Origin of the sequence: Tropicimonas sp. S265A, assembly GCF_049800835.1 — a bacterium.
GTDB lineage: Bacteria > Pseudomonadota > Alphaproteobacteria > Rhodobacterales > Rhodobacteraceae > Dinoroseobacter.
Genome location: NZ_JBNAFU010000012.1, coordinates 1 through 20,540, shown reverse-complemented (window position 1 = coordinate 20,540; position 20,540 = coordinate 1). Strand labels below are relative to the sequence as shown.

The 20,540-nt window shown below is 64.6% G+C and carries 14 protein-coding genes; 7 read left to right on the top strand and 7 right to left on the bottom strand.

Annotated elements, in window-relative coordinates; genetic code table 11:
• Window positions 1–6 precede the first annotated feature (6 nt).
• Window positions 7–3,240 carry a right-handed parallel beta-helix repeat-containing protein gene (locus ACP15N_RS18835; protein ID WP_425093866.1) on the bottom strand — a complete coding sequence of 1,078 codons (3,234 nt, stop codon included), beginning with the start codon at window positions 3,238–3,240 and terminating at the stop codon, window positions 7–9.
• 594 nt (window positions 3,241–3,834) lie between these two features.
• Between ACP15N_RS18835 and ACP15N_RS18830 the strand changes: the two genes are divergently transcribed.
• Together ACP15N_RS18830 and ACP15N_RS18825 are read left to right on the top strand one after the other, a co-directional pair.
• Complete coding sequence (locus tag ACP15N_RS18830; protein ID WP_425093865.1) at window positions 3,835–5,304, top strand: UbiA family prenyltransferase; 1,470 nt, start codon at window positions 3,835–3,837, stop codon at window positions 5,302–5,304.
• 133 nt (window positions 5,305–5,437) lie between these two features.
• Window positions 5,438–6,154 (top strand): hypothetical protein, encoded by a 717-nt coding sequence (locus ACP15N_RS18825; RefSeq protein ID WP_425093864.1) that lies wholly within the window; start codon window positions 5,438–5,440, stop codon window positions 6,152–6,154.
• A gap of 46 nt (window positions 6,155–6,200) precedes the next feature.
• Here ACP15N_RS18825 and ACP15N_RS18820 read toward each other — a convergent pair whose 3' ends face one another.
• Genes ACP15N_RS18820 through ACP15N_RS18810 form a run of 3 tightly spaced genes read right to left on the bottom strand, consistent with a single transcriptional unit; the run spans window position 6,201 to window position 9,955 of the window.
• On the bottom strand, window positions 6,201–7,469 hold the full coding sequence (locus tag ACP15N_RS18820; protein ID WP_425093863.1) for a glycosyltransferase family 39 protein: 1,269 nt from the start codon (window positions 7,467–7,469) through the stop codon (window positions 6,201–6,203).
• A gap of 15 nt (window positions 7,470–7,484) precedes the next feature.
• Window positions 7,485–8,498 carry a lysylphosphatidylglycerol synthase transmembrane domain-containing protein gene (locus ACP15N_RS18815; RefSeq protein WP_425093862.1) on the bottom strand — a complete coding sequence of 338 codons (1,014 nt, stop codon included), beginning with the start codon at window positions 8,496–8,498 and terminating at the stop codon, window positions 7,485–7,487.
• A gap of 23 nt (window positions 8,499–8,521) precedes the next feature.
• Window positions 8,522–9,955, bottom strand: coding sequence for a mannose-1-phosphate guanylyltransferase/mannose-6-phosphate isomerase (locus tag ACP15N_RS18810; RefSeq protein ID WP_425093861.1), 1,434 nt, complete (start codon window positions 9,953–9,955; stop codon window positions 8,522–8,524).
• 242 nt (window positions 9,956–10,197) lie between these two features.
• Between ACP15N_RS18810 and ACP15N_RS18805 the strand changes: the two genes are divergently transcribed.
• The 3 genes from ACP15N_RS18805 (at window position 10,198) to ACP15N_RS18795 (ending at window position 15,205) form a co-directional block, all read left to right on the top strand.
• A complete protein-coding gene (locus tag ACP15N_RS18805; protein ID WP_425093860.1) occupies window positions 10,198–11,364 on the top strand; it encodes a nucleotide sugar dehydrogenase in 1,167 nt (388 codons plus the stop codon).
• 119 nt (window positions 11,365–11,483) lie between these two features.
• Window positions 11,484–14,207: a calcium-binding protein gene (locus ACP15N_RS18800; RefSeq protein WP_425093859.1), complete on the top strand. Its 2,724-nt coding sequence runs from the start codon at window positions 11,484–11,486 to the stop codon at window positions 14,205–14,207.
• A gap of 53 nt (window positions 14,208–14,260) precedes the next feature.
• Window positions 14,261–15,205 carry a hypothetical protein gene (locus ACP15N_RS18795; protein WP_425093858.1) on the top strand — a complete coding sequence of 315 codons (945 nt, stop codon included), beginning with the start codon at window positions 14,261–14,263 and terminating at the stop codon, window positions 15,203–15,205.
• Window positions 15,206–15,208: 3 nt separating this feature from the next.
• Here ACP15N_RS18795 and ACP15N_RS18790 read toward each other — a convergent pair whose 3' ends face one another.
• Together ACP15N_RS18790 and ACP15N_RS18785 are read right to left on the bottom strand one after the other, a co-directional pair.
• A complete protein-coding gene (locus tag ACP15N_RS18790; protein WP_425093857.1) occupies window positions 15,209–15,868 on the bottom strand; it encodes an ABC transporter ATP-binding protein in 660 nt (219 codons plus the stop codon).
• A gap of 9 nt (window positions 15,869–15,877) precedes the next feature.
• Window positions 15,878–17,104 (bottom strand): capsule biosynthesis protein, encoded by a 1,227-nt coding sequence (locus ACP15N_RS18785; protein WP_425093856.1) that lies wholly within the window; start codon window positions 17,102–17,104, stop codon window positions 15,878–15,880.
• Between the two features lie 124 nt (window positions 17,105–17,228).
• Between ACP15N_RS18785 and ACP15N_RS18780 the strand changes: the two genes are divergently transcribed.
• Together ACP15N_RS18780 and ACP15N_RS18775 are read left to right on the top strand one after the other, a co-directional pair.
• Window positions 17,229–18,038: an ABC transporter permease gene (locus tag ACP15N_RS18780; RefSeq protein WP_425093855.1), complete on the top strand. Its 810-nt coding sequence runs from the start codon at window positions 17,229–17,231 to the stop codon at window positions 18,036–18,038.
• The gene (locus tag ACP15N_RS18775; RefSeq protein WP_425093854.1) at window positions 18,035–18,967 is read left to right on the top strand and encodes a glycosyltransferase family 2 protein; all 933 of its coding nucleotides are present in this window, start codon (window positions 18,035–18,037) and stop codon (window positions 18,965–18,967) included. Before ACP15N_RS18780 ends, ACP15N_RS18775 begins: the two co-directional genes overlap by 4 nt.
• Window positions 18,968–18,977: 10 nt before the next feature.
• Here the strand turns inward: ACP15N_RS18775 and ACP15N_RS18770 are convergent.
• Window positions 18,978–20,540, bottom strand: a 1,563-nt coding sequence (locus tag ACP15N_RS18770) for a glycosyltransferase (protein ID WP_425093853.1), incomplete at its 5' end; no start/stop codon positions are given.

Below are 20,540 nucleotides of genomic sequence, written 5' to 3'. Positions count from 1 at the left end.
GCGCGCTCACAGGAAGTCGTAGATCTGCTGGTCGTCGACCGACACGGTATCCGGGACAACCTCGTCCGACAGGACCGGCTGGCCGGCTGTCAGGGCGGCCCAGAGGTCATCTGACGACATTGCATCGGTCTGATCGCCCAGGACTTCGTACTTGAAGTTGCCCGAGCCTGCGCCCGCGTTGGACATCTGCAAAACCACTTCATCCTTGCCATAGTCGAAGACCAGCGTGGCATCGCGGGTGTTCGATAGGCCCTGCACGTCGATTTCCGAGAAGGCCCCGATCATCTCGTCCAGAGACAGAAGGGTGTAATTGCCCGCCTTGGAGTCGATACCCGCAAGGTCCAGCTCCAGCGTGGCTTCCCCGAAATGGGCGCCAGAGGCCACGTCGTTTGCCTCATCGCCATTGGCGCCGCTGCGAAACTCCTCGATACTGCCGATGCCGCCGTCCTTGGCCTCGAAGCGCAACACGCCGCCTTCATCGAAGCGCAATACGGCGGTGCCGCCATCCTTGCCTTCGAACCCGACCTTGGCGTCGTCGCCGATGATGTCCAGACGGCTGCCATCGCCCACGTCATAGCGGGCGTTGTCGGTCGCCAGCAGGGCCTGTCCGCCGCTGACCTCAAGATCAACTCGCCCGTCCATGGCCCCCGTGTTGGCAAAACGCCCGCCGGTGACATCGATCTCAAGGGCCGCGTTGTCGGAATACCCGTCTGTCCAGAGCTGGCCGGCTTCGCTGATCTTGATCTGCCCGCCTGCCCCTTCGCTGGTGATCTCACCGGTCACGTTCAGACGCCCGTAGCCGATGCGCAGCTCACCCCCGTCGCCAAGGTCCAGATCCTTGATCGTGTTGGTGCCGCCGTAGATCACGGTATTGCCTGCCAGATCGACGCTGTCGCCCGTGGCCGTGCCGGGCAGATCGTCGGTGGACCAGTTCATGGTATTGTCCCAGCGCATCCCGTCGCCCATGTCATCGGGCACGAACCGCAGGGTCTCTGCGATCACGCGGTCCTCAATGTCCAGACCGAAACCGGCGCGGAAGAAGTCCGAGATCAGCTCGGCATCCGAAACCCCGTTGAAGACCTCGTCTTCGGCCGAGTCGCGCAGATACATTGCCAGGTCATCGATCGTGGCATCCGGGTCGCCAAGAAGCTGCGCTGCAAAGATCTGGATCGTGGTGGCATCAAGGACATTCGGGTCAAGCCCTTCGGTATTCGCATCCCATTTGTCGCCACCTTCCTTGGATCCGCCCCAGTTGTGGACGATCGTGTCGTCGTAATAGGCGTCCTCTTCGGCCCGCAGCGCGAAGTTGCTGAGCCCCTTTTCGGCCTGCTCTTCGGGATTGTTCGGGTCGGCCATGTGCGTGACGATATTGTCCACCAAGGTGGTCATCGGCGCATAGGATGCCATGCCGCCGGCGACCTGCCCCTTCAGAACGCCGTAGTCACGATGGGCGGCAGACGTGACGATGTTTTCGGAATAGATTGAGTAATTGCCCTTCAACTCGTCATCGTTGTTCTTTCCGCCACCCACGAAAACGGCCGCATTGTTGTCGAGGAACACGTTGTTCTCGACGACCGCCCCGCCGCGGAACTGGGCGCCGAACGAGGCCCCTCGCATCGAAATGCTGTCGCGAAACGTCAGATCCGATACCGATGACGCGATGTAGACATTATGGTTGTAGATGCTGGGCGCCTGCGGGCTGTTGGGGTCGGTTCCGCTGTAATAGCCCTCTTCCCAGCCGTTGCGGTCGAACAGGTTGTTTTCCATCAGCACGCCGCTGGTGCCCCGGCCGACATAAATTCCGCTTACCCGGTCCTTGGATTCGTTCCACGCGTTGGGGTCCATCGGAGCTTCGTGATGGATGTCGTAGATCTCAGAATTCCGCAGCGTGAACCCGTCCGATTGCAGGATGGCGAATTCCGCATCGCCGGTGGAGGTCACGTTCTCCATGATCAGGTTCCGGCCCGGGTTCAGGAAACCACCCTTGGTGAAGGTGATATCGCTGACCACGACATTGGTGACACCTTCGCCCGTGATCCCGAAATCGGAGGTGATCACCGGTTTGTCGCCGGTTCCATAGGCCGTGATGTGCAGCGGGTGCAGTTCGGATTCCCCGTACATGCCCTTGTGAAGCAGACCGCCCATGTCGTAGTCATAGCCCTTTTCAAGGTGCAGCCAGTGCGAGGCCGGTTCCTTGTAGGAATCTTGCGACAGGGTCTTCCACAGCCTGGATCCGGCGTCGTCGGCCAGCGCCGTTTCGGGGCTGGAGCCATATTCGGGATGGTTGCTCAGCCAGCGGCCGGTAATCTTGTCGACCGAGAGCCCTTCGATATCGGCAATCTCCTGAAGCGACAGCGCGGTGTCGTCCCCTGAGACGTAGACATCCCGGTGATTATCGCCGTGTTCGACGATCAGATTATCGTTGGCATCGGTTTCGAGCATATAGAAGTTGCCCTGGCCCCACCCGCCTTCGACCGGACCTTCGACAGCCGTGATCTTCGGCGCCACAGTCTGGGTGCTGCCATTGGCAAAGGTGACCTCGTAGGACAGGTTCAGTGTGCCCGTATAGCTCGTATCCGTCAGAACAAGTGCGAGCGTATTGTCGGGGTTCACCGTCAGGGTGCCTTCTTGCGGGCCTTGCAGCACCTGCACGGAGGCGATGTTATCCCCCTCGGGCACCAGTGTGGTCACACGACCGGACACGACCTGCAGGGCCCCATCGACCTGAACGCCTGTGGCGCCATCGGCACCCGGGCCCTGAACGCCTGCATCCTGTACGGGTGCTTCAAGGGGGGGCTCGGCGCGCGCAGGCGCTTCCTGCTCGACCGGCTCGGGGGTGCGTTCCGGCACGTCCGCCATAACGGGCGTTTCCTGAACCGGGTCCTGCTCGGCAGGTCTTTCAACGGCCGGGATCGCCGGCGCTTCGACAATCGGCGGGTTTCGGTCGGGGGTTTCGATCGCGGGTGCCTCTACGACGGGCTCTTCGCGGTCCTGTTCACCATCCGGCGCGGGAGGCGGTGTTTCTGCACCTGCATTGTTGGGCTGCTCGACAGGCTCCTGGCGCGCCGGTGTGCGGTCTGCGACCGCGTCTTTTTCTGCAGCTGCGGCCTTGGGCGTCTCGACGACTTCTTCCGTTTCGGGCGCGGTGGGCACGAAAGCGACGCGCTCGGGCGCCCCACGCTCGGGCGTTTCGGCGACCCGGGACGTTTCTGGCTCGGAGGTATCTTCGCGGCTACCCATGAGACCACCGAATGCGGGTACGAGACCAAGTAAGAAGAATAGCACGGCAGCAAGCTTTCCAGTTTTTGCTAGCTTGCGGCGGAAGGTGTGATCCATCGGGCTCTCTCGGTGCTACGGAAACCAGCGCGGTTTCCGGGGTGCTCCAAGGAACGCATAGGACCGGTTGTGTCGCAAGCGTTGTGTTTACCGCTTTGGTTAACAATGTGTTAACGGCGGTTTCAGGCCGCGTGAGAGGCCATGTCCTGACAGCGATGTGGCAAAAAAAGGGCATGAGCTCCTCAGGCCTGAAGTGAGTGTGGGGGATACTGATGTGGCGCTCGTACTGGCGCCGATAAGAAGTTGTGGGGGCACAGAGGCAAGGCGCGCGGCGCCGCAGCATCGGAATTCGGCACAAACCTGCCGGGCGCTTGGCATGATCTTGCCGCAACCTAACGGCAGCCATGGGGCAGAGGTGGCTTGACTCCTCCGTTTTTTGTTTCCGGGTCAGAAACAAAGTCTCCGGGTCGAAGGGACGCTGGGTCTCCCAAGCCACAACCGCCACCGATGGAGTCGGGCGTAGTTGCGCTGCACCGCAGAAGATCGCAGGGTTTCGATATGACGACACAGCCTTCTCCGACCCACCCGTCCGCGACGGTGCCGGAGGCGCCCTCCGCGGAGGCGCCTGTGCTGGTTGTTGATCTCGATGGCACCTTGTGCCGGACCGATACGCTGCATGAAGCGGCCCTTAATCTTATGGCCCGCGCGCCGTTTCAGGCGCTTGCCCTGGCCCGCTCGCTCTTGTCCGGAAAGGCCGCATTCAAGGCGCGGATGGCCGAGGCGGAGGTGATCAACGGATCCGACCTGCCGCTGAACACCGATGTGATTGCCGCGATCAAGGCTGCCCGCGCGGAAGGGCGGCGCACAGCGCTCGTGACCGCATCGCACCAGAGGCAGGCCGAGGCTGTGGCCTCTGTCACCGAACTCTTTGACGAGGTACATGGCAGCACTGAGGCGCGGAACCTCAAGGGCGCCGAGAAGGCCGCCTTCCTGACGGAGCGCTACGGCAAGGGCGGGTTCGACTATATGGGGGATTCCCAGGCCGACCTGCCGGTCTGGGCTGCCGCCCGGCGCGCCATCACCGTCGGGGGCACGGCGAAACTGCAGGCTGCTGCCGCGGACGCGAACCCGGATGTGGAGCATATCGCGCCTGCCGGCAGCAAGGCGCGCCCGATGCTCAAGGCAATGCGCCCGCATCAATGGTCCAAGAACGTCCTGTTGTTCCTGCCATTGCTGGCCAGTCACCAGCTCTCGGCCTTTGGCGATGTCCTGCTGGGGTTTGTCGCGTTCTGCCTGACCGCATCGGCGGTCTATGTGCTGAACGATCTGGTGGATCTGTCCGCAGACCGGGCGCATCCGCGCAAATGCCGCCGCCCCTTTGCCGCTGGCGACCTGAGTGCCGCGACCGGCGTGGCCATGGCCGGGGGGCTGCTGCTGATGGCCCTGATCCTGGGCCTTGCGACCGGAAACCCACTCTTCATAGGGGTTTTGGCGGGTTATCTGGTGCTGACCTTCGCCTATTCGCTCTGGCTCAAACGCAAACTGCTGGTCGATGTGCTGATGCTGGCAGCACTTTACACGATCCGCATCGTGGCCGGGGGGGCTGCTGCCGCGGTTGTCCTGTCGCCGTGGATGCTGGGCTTTTCGATGTTCCTGTTTCTGGCGCTGGCGGCCGTGAAACGGCAGGCCGAGTTGACCGACCAGATGAAAACCGGGCGCGAAAGCGCGGGCCGGGCCTATCTGGTGGAGGATCTGCCGATCCTGCGCGGCATCGCCCTGTCGGCGGCCCATGCCACGGTTCTGGTCATGGCGCTCTATATCAGCTCGGACGCCGTGCAGCAGCTTTACGGGCGGCCTGAACTGTTGTGGCTGGTCTGCCCGCTGCTTCTGTACTGGCTGCTGCGGATGGTGATGGTGACCCATCGCGGCTACATGACCGACGATCCCATTGTCTTTGCCGCAAAGGACCGCACCAGTTTGTTGACCGTGGCCCTGTCGGTCTGTGTCGTGGTGGTCGCGGCCCTGTGATGCCTCAGATGTCTGTGCCGACCGGAGATTTCACTGTAAGGACACGACCTATCGGACTTCGCCCGGACATCCCGCGCCCCGACCCGGCCTCGATGCGGGCGCGGTCAGGCCGCTGAGTACTGCAAGGAAAGACATGGCACCCAAGAGCCTTGCCAATTTCGTGGGGACCCACCTGCTCCCGTTTACCAACCCGCGGGTGGTTTGCCCGCCGGGCAAATTGCGGGCCACTGGCCGCCCCAACCTGATCGTGGCCACGCCGATGCGCAGCGGCACGCATGTGCTGATCGACCTGATCCTCAACAACATGCCGGGCTATCGCAATCGCCCGCTTTATGTGGATCTGGACCAATGCGTGAAGCAGTCCACAACCGACCGGGATCTTCTGGCACAGGTCACCCCGGATGCAGGGCACGTGATCAAGACCCACATGCCGCTCAGCGTGCCGGACAGCATGGCCAGCGATCCGGCCATCACGGACCTGCTTGCGCAGGGGCTGGTCATCACGGTGCGGCGGGACCGTGGCGATGTCTGCCGGTCGCTGGCGCGCTGGCACGGGATAGCCCTTGAAGAGGCCGAGGCGGAGTACGGACCGCAATACGACCGATTCTGGGAGTTCTGGACGGGGCGACCGCAGATAGCGCTGTCTTTCAAGGATCTCTTTGCGCCGGAAAAAATGCGCCAGACACTCGCTGATCTTGCAGCCGCCAGCGGTACGACCCCGGCCAAGCGCTACAACCCGCCACCAGCGAACACGACGAAAAACCGGATCTACGCAAACAAGATGATGACACGGCTTGCGGGCCGCCATGCGCCGCGCGTCGACACGACCATCCATACGCTCAAGTTCTAGGCGAAGCGTTTCTCCAAGCGCGCGTGCTCGACACGCGAGCCAGATTTCAGGTTTGTGGTGTCTGCACGGGGTCCGCCTTGGTCCACCGGACGGCAAGCGCCGCCAGTCCAATCGCAGCCAGCAGGGCAATCATCGGAATGGCGGGCATGTGGTACCGGTCCCCCACCACAATCACCGCGTGCACCCCGGTAAAATAGAGCCAGAGCCAGACCGGTACCGACAACAGCGTGGCCCAGACCCCGGTCCGGCGCGCCAGCACCACGATGCCCCCCGCCGCCGCCAGCAGCATCGCGTACCACCAGCCGGTGGAAACCAGTTTCAGCCCGGCCACCCCGGCCCCGCCGACCAGGGCCCCCAGTTGCCGGCTGTTCCAGCCAACCCCGATCGTCTCGCGCTGGTGCAGTTTCAGCGCCTTCCATCCGGTGCGCCACACCAGCCCCGCCGGGTCCGCACGCAGATCGGACAGGGACAGCTCGCGCATGAAGGCGGCGCGCTCCACCTCGCTCAACCCGCGGGTTTCGGGCGGAAGGGGCTGGTATTCGCCATTAGTTCCGGGGTGGTTGCCCATCCAGAAATTGGCCCAGAAGTTCGTCGACATGAACACATCCGCCTCCAGAACGCGGGCGTTCCGCTCGGACCACGGGGCCACGGTGGCAAAGATGATCGCGGTGGCGACCCCGGCCTTCAGCAGGGGGATCCAGGCCGCGCGCGGCGCATGCAGCAGGGCCGCGAGCCCCAGTGCGGCGGGGATCAGCAGGGCGATGGGGCGCACATACGTCGCTGCCCCGAAGGCAAGGCCCGCCAGCGCCAGCATCACGATCCCCTGTGCCGTCCATTGCACGCGCCCCTCCGCATCGCGCGGCAGGGCCCGGTCCCACGCCATCAGTGCCAGACAGGTCAGCGCGATGAAATGCAGCTCGCTGGCCAGAACGGTGGTGAACTGGATGGCCATCGGCCAGAGCGCGAACAAAAGCGCCGCCAGACGCCCCTCTGTCTCGCCGAACCAACGGCGCCCCAAATCATAGAGCCCCCAGACCGCCAGCAGGGACGAGATCAGGTTGACCACGACCACCCCCAGGCCCGACCCTGTGCCGAAGACCATGTAGGCCGCTGCATAGATCGCCGCCGGACCAACCGCCCAATAGGCGCCGGGCTCGTCGGGGGTGAACCCGTACACCCCGTGATCGGCGATGTTGGTGGCAAAGGTCTGGTAGGCCAGACCGTCAGAGACCGGATCGACGGGAATCAAGAACGCCCAGATCCCGCGCAACACCAGCGCGATCAGCAGGAGGACGGGAAGAGAGGGCAAACGCATATCTGAAAATACCTTTTAAAGAGCCGCTTTCGGGGTCATGGCGGCGGTGGCGCGCATCTCGGCGGCGGGAAAGACGAAAAATCCGATAAGGACAGCGAACCAGAGCGTTGTGACCCGGATGATCGCCGTGGCCAGGATCGCGATATCCGCGGGCACACCTTGCACGAGCAGCAGCGCGACCGCCGCCGCCTCTGTCCCGCCAAGCCCGCCCGGCAGGCCCGAGAGCGTCCCCGACAGCACTGCCACCAGAAAGATCGCGGTGGCCGCCGCCAGGCTGACATCGGCGCCGAGCCAGCCAAGCAGCCACCAGAACGCCGCGCCCTCAAGCCCCCAGCCCACAAGCCCCAGCGCCATGGCCGGGATCAGCACGCGGGGGCGCATGAACGGGGTCAGGTCCCGTGCCATCCGGCGCAGGCGGGCAAAAGCCCGGGTCTTGCGCCGCCCCGTCAGCCGCCACAGGCCGACCACGGCCGCCTCCAGCAGGCGCGGGGTGCAGGCCACCCAGACGATCGCAGCGGCCACACCGACCACCCACCAGGCAGCCCCGGCCCCCATGCCAGCCACGCCAAGGGCGGCGACAATGACCAGCAGGATTGCCCCCAGTTCAATCGCCCGGTCGGCAAAGGCCACGGGCAGAAGGCGGGTGTAGCCGAGCCCGGTTTCGCGCTTGAGCCAGCGCAGACGGACCAGCTCCCCCAGCCGTCCAGGCGTGGCTGTCATGGCAAAACCGCCGAAATAGTGCCTGAAATTCTGCCCAGCACCGGTCGGGATGCCGCCTGCGCGCACCATCATGTGCCAGCGCAGGGCGCGCAGCACGTAATGCCCGCCTGCCAGCACACACAAGGCGAGGATCTTCATCGCCCCCAGCGTGACCAGGGCCTCCACCGCCTTTTCCCAGCCAGTCAGCACCATCGCCAACGCGATCACGACCAGAAACGCCCCCAGCGCAAGCGCCGTGCGCCGGAACCGGGCGCGGGCTGCCAGATCAGGGGCAGCAGCGGCAGATCGGGGTCGCGCGGGCGTCTCCATGCCGGCTCCTTGGACTGGTTGGCTCAGACTTCGTGCCGTTCGGGGCGGTTATAAATGTCTTCGTAGCGGATAATGTCGTCTTCGCCGAAATAGCTGCCGGTCTGCACTTCGATCAGATACATGGGCAGCTTGCCGGGATTGGCCATCCGGTGTTTCGCGCCAAGCGGGATGTAGACGCCCTGGTTTTCGGTCACCAGTTTGACCTCGTCCCCGATGGTAACCTCTGCCGTGCCTGCCACGACGATCCAGTGTTCGGACCGGTGCACATGGCTTTGCAGGCTCAGGATGCCGCCGGGTTTGACCATGATGCGTTTGACCTGAAACCGCGCGTCCAGACACAGCGTCTCGTACCAGCCCCAGGGGCGGTGGTAGCGCGGGTAATTGTCGGCCTGCGGGGCCTTCTTGGCGCGCAGGGCGCTGACGACGGATTTGATGTCCTGCACCCGGTCCTTATCGGCGATCAGAACCGCATCCTGAGTTGCCACCGCGACGATCCCCTTGAGCCCGAAGCCGACCACCTGCATCCCGTCACTCTCAGAGCGCAGATAGCTGTCGGCACACTCCAGCGCCGTCACTGTGCCCGACGTGGACACCCCATCCGCATCCGGGCCCGCCGCCTGCCACAGCGCATCCCATGACCCAAGATCAGACCAGCCGACGCTGAGCGGGACCGCCATCACATGGGCGGCCTTTTCCATCACCGCGAAATCGAACGAGATCGCCTGCGCCTGCCCATAGGCCGCCGCCCCGAGCCGGAAGAAGCCCAGATCCTGCGCGCCGGTGGCGATCGCGTCGCGGCACGGGCCCAGAAGGCCGGGCGCATGGGCCTCGAACGCTGCGATCACATCGCTGGCGCGGAACAGGAACAGACCCGCATTCCACAGGTACCGCCCTGCGGCCAGAAACCCCTCCGCCGTGGCGAGATCCGGTTTCTCGCGAAAGCTCTTGAGCCGCACCGGGGCCCCGGATCCGTCAGGCGTATCGGGCAGTTCCAGATAGCCATAGCCCGTCTCGGGTCGGTCTGGGGTGACACCAAAGGTGACAAGCGCGCCGTCCGTGGCGGCGGTGGCGGCGGCATCAACCGCGGCGCGAAACGCCTCCGTATCGGCAATCACATGGTCCGACGGGGCCACCAGCATCATCGCGTCCGGATCATCCTGAGCCAACAACAGCGCGGCTGTCAGAACGGCGGCGGCCGTGTCGCGGCCCTCGGGTTCGACAATGACACGCGGATCGCTCAAGCCCGCCGCGACCGCCTGTTCTGTGGCCAGAAACCGGAAATCCTCGCCGGTGACGACAAGCGGGGCGGCGAATTGCGGGGCCGCGAACCGGGCCAGTGTCATCTGAAAGAGGCTTTCATCCCCCAGAAGCGGCGCGAACTGCTTGGGGTAGGCCTTGCGCGAAGAGGGCCAGAGCCGGGTGCCGGAACCCCCGCACAGGATAACAGGATGGATCATCGTAAGGCCCTCGTGAAACTTGGGATGTCGCGGGCAGAGAACATCGCCGCCTTCGGTTCCGCAAGGCGGCGTTGTGGATTGAGCCCGCGGAAGGGGCATTTGGGAAACAGTCGCTGTAGCAGCCACGCCGCACCTGCACAGCTTTCAACAGGTGTGCCGTGACCCTGCCCCGTGCACGCCTTAAAGTTTCGCAAGTTTTGAACGATGCCTTTGGCACCACAGGATCTGGTTAGGGTTGGTTTATGAAGATTGCAGTTGCCGGCATCGGGTATGTCGGATTGTCCCTCAGCGTGCTGCTCGCACAGCGCCATGCGGTCACGGCCCTCGATATCTCCGAAGACAGAGTCGCCCTGCTCAAGGCCCGCACATCCCCCATCGCGGACCCCGAGATCGAGGCGTTTCTGGCCGAAAAGACCCTTGATCTGACCCCGACCACCGATCCGGCAGAGGCGTTCGCGGGCGCCGAGTTCATCATCATCGCCACCCCGACCAGCTATGACCCGAGAACCAACCGGTTCGACACCTCCTCTGTGGAGGCAGTGGTGGAGGCGGCCAAGACCCATGCGCCGGGCGCCACCATCGTGATCAAATCGACGATTCCCGTGGGCTATACGGAGGACCTGCGCGCCCGCACCGGGATCGACGGGATTTTCTTCAGCCCCGAGTTCCTGCGGGAAGGGCGCGCATTGTGGGACAACCTGCATCCCTCGCGCATCGTGGTGGGCGGCGACGGCCCGCAGGCCCGCGCCTTCGCCGATCTGCTGGTCGAAGGCGCGCTTGACCGGGACGTGCCGGTTCTGCTGACCCGGCCCACGGAGGCCGAGGCGATCAAGCTGTTTGCCAACACCTATCTTGCGATGCGGGTGGCCTATTTCAACGAGCTTGACAGCTATGCCATGTCGCTGGGGCTCGACAGCCGCGCGGTGATCGAAGGCGTGTGCCATGACCCGCGTGTCGGGAAAGGCTACAATAACCCCTCGTTCGGGTATGGCGGCTATTGCCTGCCCAAGGACACCAAGCAACTTCTGGCCAATTACGATGCGGTACCGCAGAACATCATCGCCGCCATCGTGGATGCCAACACCACGCGCAAGGATTTCATCGCCGAACAGGTGCTGGCCCTGAAACCGACCCGCGTGGGCATCTACCGTCTGGTGATGAAGGCCGGGTCCGACAATTTCCGCGACAGTTCCGTGCAGGGGATCATGAAACGCCTGAAGGCCAAGGGGATCGAGGTGATCGTCTACGAGCCGCAACTGGAGGCGGACGATTTCTTCAACTCCCGCGTGGAGCGTGATCTGGACCGGTTCAAGTCGGAGGCGGATGTGATCGTGGCCAACCGGCGCGAACCGGCGCTGGAGGATGTCGCCGACAAGGTCTTTACCCGCGATCTCTTTGGCGAGAGCTGACGCGGGCCCTGCGCAATTCATTTCATAGTTTAGCGGTTCTTCACGTCTGCGCCCTGTTGTTTCCGTCAGGCGGCCCCAGCCATGCCGGCACTGTGCCGCTGGCGAATACGGGGCATTCGATGACGTACGAGACACTCACAGAAGATCATTTCGGGGCTATTTACACGGGGACCATGCCGAACCGCGTGCCGCTGGAGGAGTTCCTCTACGCGGCCGGGGAACTTGGCATCACCTCGATCCGGTGGCCCGGCGGCACCATTGCCGAGACGGGCTATCAGAACACGGGCCAGCAAAGCTATTACGACCTGACAGCGCCCGAACTGATGGAGAACCAGGACCCCGGCGGCACCCCGCAAGCGGGTCTGTCGGAGATGATCGCCGCCGCGCATGAGCACGGTCTGGGCCTGATGGTGATCGTGCCGACCCTGTCCTATACCGATGCGGCCAAGGGCGGCACGCTGGAGGCGCCGAACCTGCAACGGGCCTATACCGAATACACCGCCTTCCTCGAAGACCTGCTGGTCACGCAGAAATGGGGGGCGCTCCCGGCGGATTTCACGCTGGAGATCGGCAACGAGGCGTTTTTCCACTTTGGCGACGATCAATCCGTCTATGGCGAGATCGCCAACGTGTTCCTGCAGGCCTATGCGGATGTGCTGAGCGCCCATGATCTGGACGACCCGGTCGAGATCGCGATGCAGATGGGCGTCAACAGCGACCAGTCGATGAACATGCAGGTCATCGATCAGATCGACGACGCCCTTGCGAGCCATATCGATGCGGTCCGGATGCACGAGTTGAACAAGGGCCACGGCCTGTCCTGGGACTGGGGCTGGAACGGGCTGCACAAGGCGTCCAACCGCTATTTCGAGGAATGGCTGGACAAGACCGGCAAGGATGAAAGCACGCTGGATCACTACGTCTCGGCCTGGAACACCGGCATCCCCAACAGCCGGGATGAAAATGGCGACATCACCCCGCCAGATCCCTTCGCGCAGGATTACGGCATGAAGGAACTGAGCGCGGTTGTGGAGATGTTCGCGAATTTCAGCCTGCTGGGGGTCGACAAGGCGGCCCACTGGGGTCTGGGCATTTCCCATGTGCATCCCAATGAAAGCGGCTCTTTCGATGCCGAGGGCAACCTGACCCTGACCCCCAAGGGCGAGACACTGCGGCTGATCACCGACAGTCTGGATGGCATGCGCATCGCCCATGAGTTCACCTATGACACCAACGGGGACCGTATCGTTCCGGGCTATCACCGCGATATCGAAGGCGATGACCTCGATCCCCTGCCCGCGCGGGTCTTCGTGTTCGAGGATGCCTCGAAATACGTGGTCTTCGTCGCCGCGAACCGGTTCGAGACCGAAGCCACCGACACGACCCTCAGCTACACGGTCGATCTGGGCGCCTACCTGACGGAGGCGTCCGACATTGCGTTTGCCTGGAGCACGCATGTCACCTCGGACACGCCCGCGTATCAGATCGAACAGACCCTGTCGCAGGACAGTGCGATTGTCGAAAATCACAGCATCGCCTTTGCAGGGACCAGTTTCACCGTCGACCTGACCCAGAACTACGAACTGGCACGCGTGACGCTCGCCAAGGACACCGTCGGCGATGCCGCCCTTCATCTCTGGGGCACCGGCAACGGTGATACGCTTGTCGGAGGGACGGCAGCAGACCTGCTCGAAGGCAATGATGGCGACGACACCCTGCGCGGCAACGCCGGGGCCGACACGCTGATCGGCGGGGCCGGGCAGGACATGGCCGCCTACGATACCGCAGGCGCGGGCCTGCGCGCCGATCTGCAATTTGCCCATGTGAACACCGGCGAGGCCGCGGGCGACACCTATGCCGAGATCGAAAATCTGCAGGGCAGCCAGGGTCAGGACGACCTGCGCGGCGACGGGCAGAGTAATACGATCCGGGGTCAGGACGGCAATGACAAGATCCACGGGCGGCATGGGGATGACGCGCTCTTTGGCGAGGATGGCAACGACATTCTGGTGGGCGGCACCGGCGCGGACGCGCTGGACGGGGGCGCGGGCGTGGACCGCGCGGCCTATTATTCTGCACAGGAACGCGTGCTGGCCGACCTGCAGTTTGCCCATGTGAACACCGGCGAGGCCGCCGGCGACACCTATGCCGGGATCGAGCATCTGCAAGGCTCGCAGCAGAACGACGAGTTGCGGGGCGACGGGCAGGACAACACGATCTGGGGCAATGCCGGGGATGATCAGATTCACGGCCGTCTGGGCGACGACATTCTCTTTGGCGAGGCCGGGGATGACATCCTTCTGGGCGGCGCCGGGGCCGATGCCCTGCGGGGCGGCGAGGGTGTGGACCGCGCGGCCTATTACACGGCCCCGGCCCGGGTGCTGGCGGATCTGCAGGAATCCTTCCGCAACACCGGCGAGGCCGCCGGTGACACCTATGGCGATATCGAGAACCTGCAGGGCACGCGGTTTGGCGACGATCTGCGCGGCGACGGGCAGAACAACACCCTCTGGGGCAATCAGGGCAATGACCTGCTCCATGGGCGCAAGGGCGATGACATGCTCTTTGGCGGGGACGGCGATGACCGCCTGACCGGCGGGCTTGGCGCGGATGTCTTCATCTTCGATGACGGCGCCGACGTGATTGCTGATTTCAAGAACGGCGACGATCTGGTCTATCTCGATATCGGTCAGCCCGACGGATTCCAGGGCATGACCCGGTTTCTGGAGAGTGCGACCACGACCGATGACGGCATCATGCTCGATTTCGGCGACGGAGATACGCTAACCTTCCTCGGCCTAACGTCTCTTACACCATTTGTGGATGATATCATCTTCATCTGACGGTCTGCCCGGCACATGCCCGGCGGGCCAGACCCTGCCGGAGACGCACCGCCGTGGCGAAGAAGCTGTTCATCCATATCGGGGCCCACAAGACGGGCACGACCGCCATCCAGCAAACCTGCGCCAATCAGGCCCGGGCCCTGCGCGATCTGGGTGTGCTCTATCCGAAGGTGAACTGGTACCATTATGCCCAGCATCGTCTGGCCTTTGCCCTGAAGCGGAGCCCTGACCCCGCCCGGGGCGATATCCCCGACCTGCCGGTCGAACTGGACGCGCTCAACAGCGCCATCGCGCGGGCGCGCACCGACAAGATCCTGATCTCCAGCGAGGAATTCTTTTCCGCACCAGAGCCACAAATCAGGCTCTTTGCAAAGGGATTGCAGGGGGCGACACCCCGGATCGTCGCCTTCGTGCGCCGCCCGGACGCCTTCCTGATGTCGATGTACAACCAGAAGGCCAAACACCCCGGCAACCAGTTCTGCCGCCCGATCACCCCGTTCATCGCCACACCAGACCAGATCGACCCGGATATCCGCGTGCACACCTGCCTGTCGGCCTGGGCGACAGTGTTCGGAACCGAAGCGATCAGCCTGTGCCTGTATGAGGATGGCCCCCCGCTGGCACGCGTGTTGCAGATCATGGGACTGCCGGGTGAGGCCATTGCCCCGGCCCAACGGGTCAATCCCAGCGTGCCGGGCGCGGTGATCGAGGCGATGCGCCTGAGCAAGCTGATCGGCATGGACCCCGACAAGCAGAAGAAACTCTATCATCTGGCGCAGAAGGAATTCACGAAAGCGCCCCCCTATCACGTCTCCTCCCGCGACCGACGGGCGGTGCTCCAGGCGATGGCGCCGGAGACCGGGGCGCTTTTTGCCGCCTTCGGGCGTGAGAACCCCTATGAGGCGACGACCTGCCCGGTACCGGAGGATCCGCCCGAAGCCGCCCCCAACCTGCGGATGCGGGACCTGATGCAGTTGGTCGACCGGCTGATGGCCTGAGCCTCAGGCCGCGTGCATCTGCGCCTCATGCAGGGCGATGGCGGCCTCCAGGTCCTGTGTGTAGGTCAGTTTGCCCTTCTCCAGCACCAGCGCGCTGTCGCACAGGGCCCGCAATTGCCCCATGGAGTGGCTGACGACGATGGCCCCGGCTGCGTTGAGCCGCGCCTTGAGCAACCAGATCGACTTTTCGCGAAACGCGGCATCGCCGACGGCTGTCACCTCATCCACCAGATAGGTGTCGAACGGGATGCCCATGGACACACCGAAGCCCAGCCGGGCCTTCATCCCGGCCGAATAGGTACGAAAGGGCGCGCGGAAATGGGGTCCAAGCTCTGAAAACGCCTCCACGAACTGGCTGAGCGCCGAAGTGTCCACCCCGTAGACCCGTGCCAGAAACCGCGTGTTCTGCGCCCCCGACAGGTCCGGGTGAAACGCCCCGGCAAACCCCACCGGCCAGGACACCGTCCCCGAAGAGCGCACACGCCCCCCGCTGGGGTCCATTGTCCCCGCGATCATCTTCAGAAGGGTCGATTTTCCGGCCCCATTGCGCCCCAGCAACGCGACCGCACGCCCCGTCGGTATCGCCAGCGAGGTCGGCGCGAGCAGCGTTTTGGTCTGCCCCGGCAACCTGAATTGCTTTGTCAGCCCCTCAAACCGGATCATGCACGCACCTCAGCGCCGGTCGCGCAGCGCATAGCCGACCAGCACCAACACCGACCAGCCCAGAACGGCAAAGAGCGACAACAGGCTCAGGATCATCCAGCGTTGCGGGTACTCGGCCTTCTCGGCCAGGGTCGGCGTGACATGCGCTGCCAGATAGCGGCTCTGGCGCTGCGCCTCGTGCCGGGCGGCATCATGGGCGGCCAGCGCCGTGGTGTAGCTTTGTTCGGCAAACTCCAGCTCGACCAGCAGGGTCTCATACTCCCCCACGAGATTGGCAAAGACCGGGTCCGTGCCCCCGCCACCACCTTGACCGCCAAGCCCGAGCTTCTGGCGTTCTTCGGCAATCCGCGTCTCGATCACCGCGATGCGGCGGGCCGCCTGCACCAGACGCGGGTCCTGCGCCACGGTCACCTCCCGCAGCAGGTCCATATCGATCAACGCCCCGGCCAGTTCCGCCTGCAACGTGCTCAGCAGCCCCATCTGCCCCTGCGCATCGATGGTGGGGTCGACGATCTGGGTGCGGTTCCGAAAGCTGTTCAGCGCAAGGCGCGCCGCGCGCAACCGGTCTTCGGCCTGATCCAGTTCGGACCGTGCGTAGCCTATGGCATCCTGCCGCGCGAGGTCCGAGAGCGCGTTGATCATCGCGCTGCTTTCCTCGAAAATCTGCTGTGCTATGGCCTGGGCATCGCCCGGCGCGAAGGCCAGCACCCGCAGGTCAATCAGCCCGGAGGTCGTGTCATAGTACACCGTGACCTTGCGGGACCAGTGCGCCAGCAGGTCTTCGATCGTGCCGGGCGGGGCATAGCTGAACACCGGGTCCTGCCCGGGCGGGACCTTCGACCAGATCGCCCGCAGATCGAGCGTGCGGTCGATGCGCGCCACCAGCTCCTGACTGGTCAGGAATTTATACAGAATATCGGCGTCGGAGCTGGAGGACCCTGACAGATCCGTCACCCCACCCAGAAGCTGGATCGGCGACCCCACCTCCTCCGCACGGACGGAAAACCCAATGAAAGAGGCGTATTGGTCCACCGCGCGCGTCCACAGATACCACGCCGCCACAAGGATCGGAGCCAGCACGAGACAGACGAAACTGGCCAGAACCAGATGGTGCCGGCGGCGCAGGCGCGCTTTGGGGGCCGGTGCAGGCGGGCGCGGGCGCATCTGGCGCAGGTTCACGGACTTTGCCCCGGCTTGCGGTGCGGGCCCGCGCGAGATCGGTTTCATATCTGTCATAGGGTTCCGTCCAAAGCAGTGTCCCCTCCGGTTCTAGGCCCGTGGGTCCGAAAACGGGGTTAACGCCGGACCACAGGGGGGCCGTTAAGCCCGCACAAAGAGTTCGGCGCTAGCACTGTGCCCCATGACGATGGTTCCCCCTGCTCCGGCGCTGCCCGTGCGCAAGACCCGTGGATTTGCCCCGGTGCGGGCAATCGGCGCGCTGATCCTGCGCGAGATGTCGACCAGCTACGGACGGTCCCCTGGGGGGTATCTGTGGGCGGTGCTGGAACCTGCAGCCGGGATCATCCTGCTGACGGCGGTGTTTTCGCTCGGCTTTCATGCGCCGCCCCTGGGCACGAATTTTCCGTTCTTCTATGCCACGGGGATCATCCCGTTCCTGATGTATGCCGATATCTCGGGCAAGCTGGGCACGGCGCTGCTGTTTTCCAAACAACTGCTTGCCTATCCGACGGTCACCTACATGGACGCGCTGATCGCCAGGTTCGTACTGAACGGGCTGACGCAATTGGCGGTGGCCGCGTTGCTGCTTGGCGGGCTCCTGCTGGCGTTCGAGACGCAGACCGTTCTGGCCTTTGACCAGTTGGCGCTGGCCGGGGCCATGACACTGGCGCTGGCGCTGGGGGTCGGGGTGATGAACTGTCTGCTGATCTCGATCATGCCGGTCTGGCAGCGCATCTGGGCGATCCTGATGCGCCCGCTTTTCATCGCCTCCTGCATTTTCTTCACGTTCGAGACCGTCCCCCTGCCCTATCGGGAGATGCTGTGGTGGCTGCCAACCGTGCATCTGTCCGGGATGACGCGCGCGGCGTTCTATCCCGGGTATGACGCGAGCTATGTCAGCCCGACCTATGTGTTCGCGATCAGCCTGATCCTGCTTGGACTGGGGGTGGTGTTTCTCAAGCGGTACGGGCGCGACGCGGTGCACGCATGACCCTGCCCCGGATGCGGATCCTGATGGCCGCGTATCAGGGCGCGCCATACCTGCAGGCGCAGCTTGACAGTTTTGTGGCCCAGAGCCATCCGGACTGGGCGCTGTGGGTGTCCGATGACGGGTCCACCGATGGCACACGGGATATTCTGGCCGCCTTTGCCGCGGCACACCCCGAGCGGGAAATCAGGCTCTTCACAGGGCCTGAGAAGGGGCTGGCCGCGAATTTTCTAAGCCTGATGACCCGGCCCGAGATGCCGCAGGACGGGGCCTGTGTGGCCCTGTCGGATCAGGACGATGTGTGGCACCCGGACCGACTGGCGCGGGCGGCCCGCGCGTTGCAGCCTCCAGCAGGGGCGCGTCCGACGTTGTATGCCGCGCAAACCGTGGTGACGGATGCCACGCTGCGTCCCCTGCGCAAACAGGCCCGAACGCGCAAGGCCGGCGGGTTTCGCAACGCGCTGGTTCAGAACGTGATGGCGGGCAACACCATGGCGCTGAACCCCGAAGCCCTCGCGCTTGTGCGCAGCACTTGCCCGCGCCAGCCGGTTCCGTTCCATGACTGGTGGCTATACCTGCTGGTCACAGGCGCCGGGGGCGCGGTGATCCAGGACCAACAAGCCACCGTCTTTTACCGTCAGCACGCACGCAACGCGCTGGGGGCGCATGGCAGCGCCGCAGCCCGGCTGCGCAGGCTCGGGCTCGTGCTGGATGGCACCTATCTGCGATGGTCGTACGCCAATCTGAGCGCCCTGCAGGAGGTGGCGGCTGTGCTGACCCCGGCCCACCGCGCCCTGATTGCCCCTCTGACCGGATCGCTTGGCCAGCGCGGCCTGCGCCGGGTACAGGCGCTCCAGCGGGCCGGAGCACACCGGGACAGCCGCGCAGGGCAAATGGCGCTGACGGCGCTCGCCCTGGCAGGGCGCGCCTGACAACGCAGGGTCAGGCAGCTGCGGCTTTGCGGTCCACGGTGAGGGCCGCAAGGACGGTATCGGCCAGATCACTGTCAGGATCGAAATGAATGAGATGCCCGTTCCGCGCCTGCATCAGCGCCTCCCCCTGCGCGCCGAGGTGAAACCCCCAGACCGGCAGCCCGGTCGCCAGCGCCTCGTGCGTGGTGTAGGAAAACGTCTCCGGCCAGACCGACGGGATCAGCCAGTCGGTGATGCCATATCGAGTGGCCAGCCGGGCCAGATCGGAAACCCGGTAGGTCCCGTGCACATGCACATGGTCAGGCAGGGCGAAAGACGGGTCCATGTTCCCGATCACGACCATGGCGCGCCCGGGCAGATCCCCCATCCGTACCGCCATATCCTGAACGACCTGCGCGCCCTTCTGATAGCCGATATTGCCCAGAACACCGATACACTGCCCACCGCGCGGCGGCGGCGCCTGCACCCGGGGGACAGGGGTCAACAACGCGTGCGGCGCGACCACGATCCGGGGCGCACATGCGGGATAGACCTGCGCCACCAGCCGCCGACTGTCCTGCGAGAACACAGTCAGGGTTTCGGCCTGCGCCAGCAGCCCGGCCCAGGCCGACCGCCACCCGCTCAGGTCCACGCGGGTTCCATCGGGCCGCCGGGTGGTGTGGGCCGCATTGCGCGTGCCCGAACGCGGGACACCGCGATAGGCGCCATCCGCCTCCAGCAGACAGTAGGACGGCGAGAGCGGAAAGAAGTCGTGAAAAAGCACCTCGATTTGGTCCCAGGCCTGCCGCTTCAACCGCGCCAGCAGACCCGGCAGTCTGACCGGATCACGATCCCCGACACCGCAGGAATAGAGGATGTGACGGGTGCGGATCGGGTCCAGTAACGTCTCTATAAAGGTAAAATCATCAGTATGGCCGCAGATCCGGCCCTCTGGCGTCAGCACCTCGATTTGCCAGCGCTGGCGCCCGCCAACCCGCAGTATGACCGCCCCCCCGATCTGCCGGACGGTCTGCGCAAGGCGCTGTTCGAGATAGTCATCCGCCCCCCCGCCAAGGGTATGGGCCAGCGCGATCGTCACCGGGGCTTCCCCTGCGCGGATGCCGACAAGGCCGAGGGCCAGGGCCAGGCGGGCCGTGACCATGGGGTCCGCGGTGATGAAATCCCGCACTTCGCGGTCGTAGCCGGGGTAACGCTCGGTGATGATGCGGTTGTTGGCCTGCACCAGCGCCTGCTTCTGCGCCGAGCCGAAACTTTCGCCGCCACGGTGTTCCACGAACAGCCCCGGCAGCCCCAGATGGCGCCCGCCCCGGGCGCGCACGCGCTGGCACCAGTCGACCTCCTCGCCGTAGCCGCGCCCGAAAGCCGGGTCGAGCCGGGGTTCCTTGCGCAGCCACTTGATGTTGAGCGCCATGCAGAACCCGACCCCCGTCGGCACAACTGACAGAAGGGCTTCGGGATGGAACTTGCGCGCGAGGGCGGCCAGATGATCCCCCTCCCCCGCCCGCAGCGCCCGTCGCTTGCAGATCAGCGGCGCCGAGAAAATCTCGGCATCGTTCGACATCGGCGTGACACT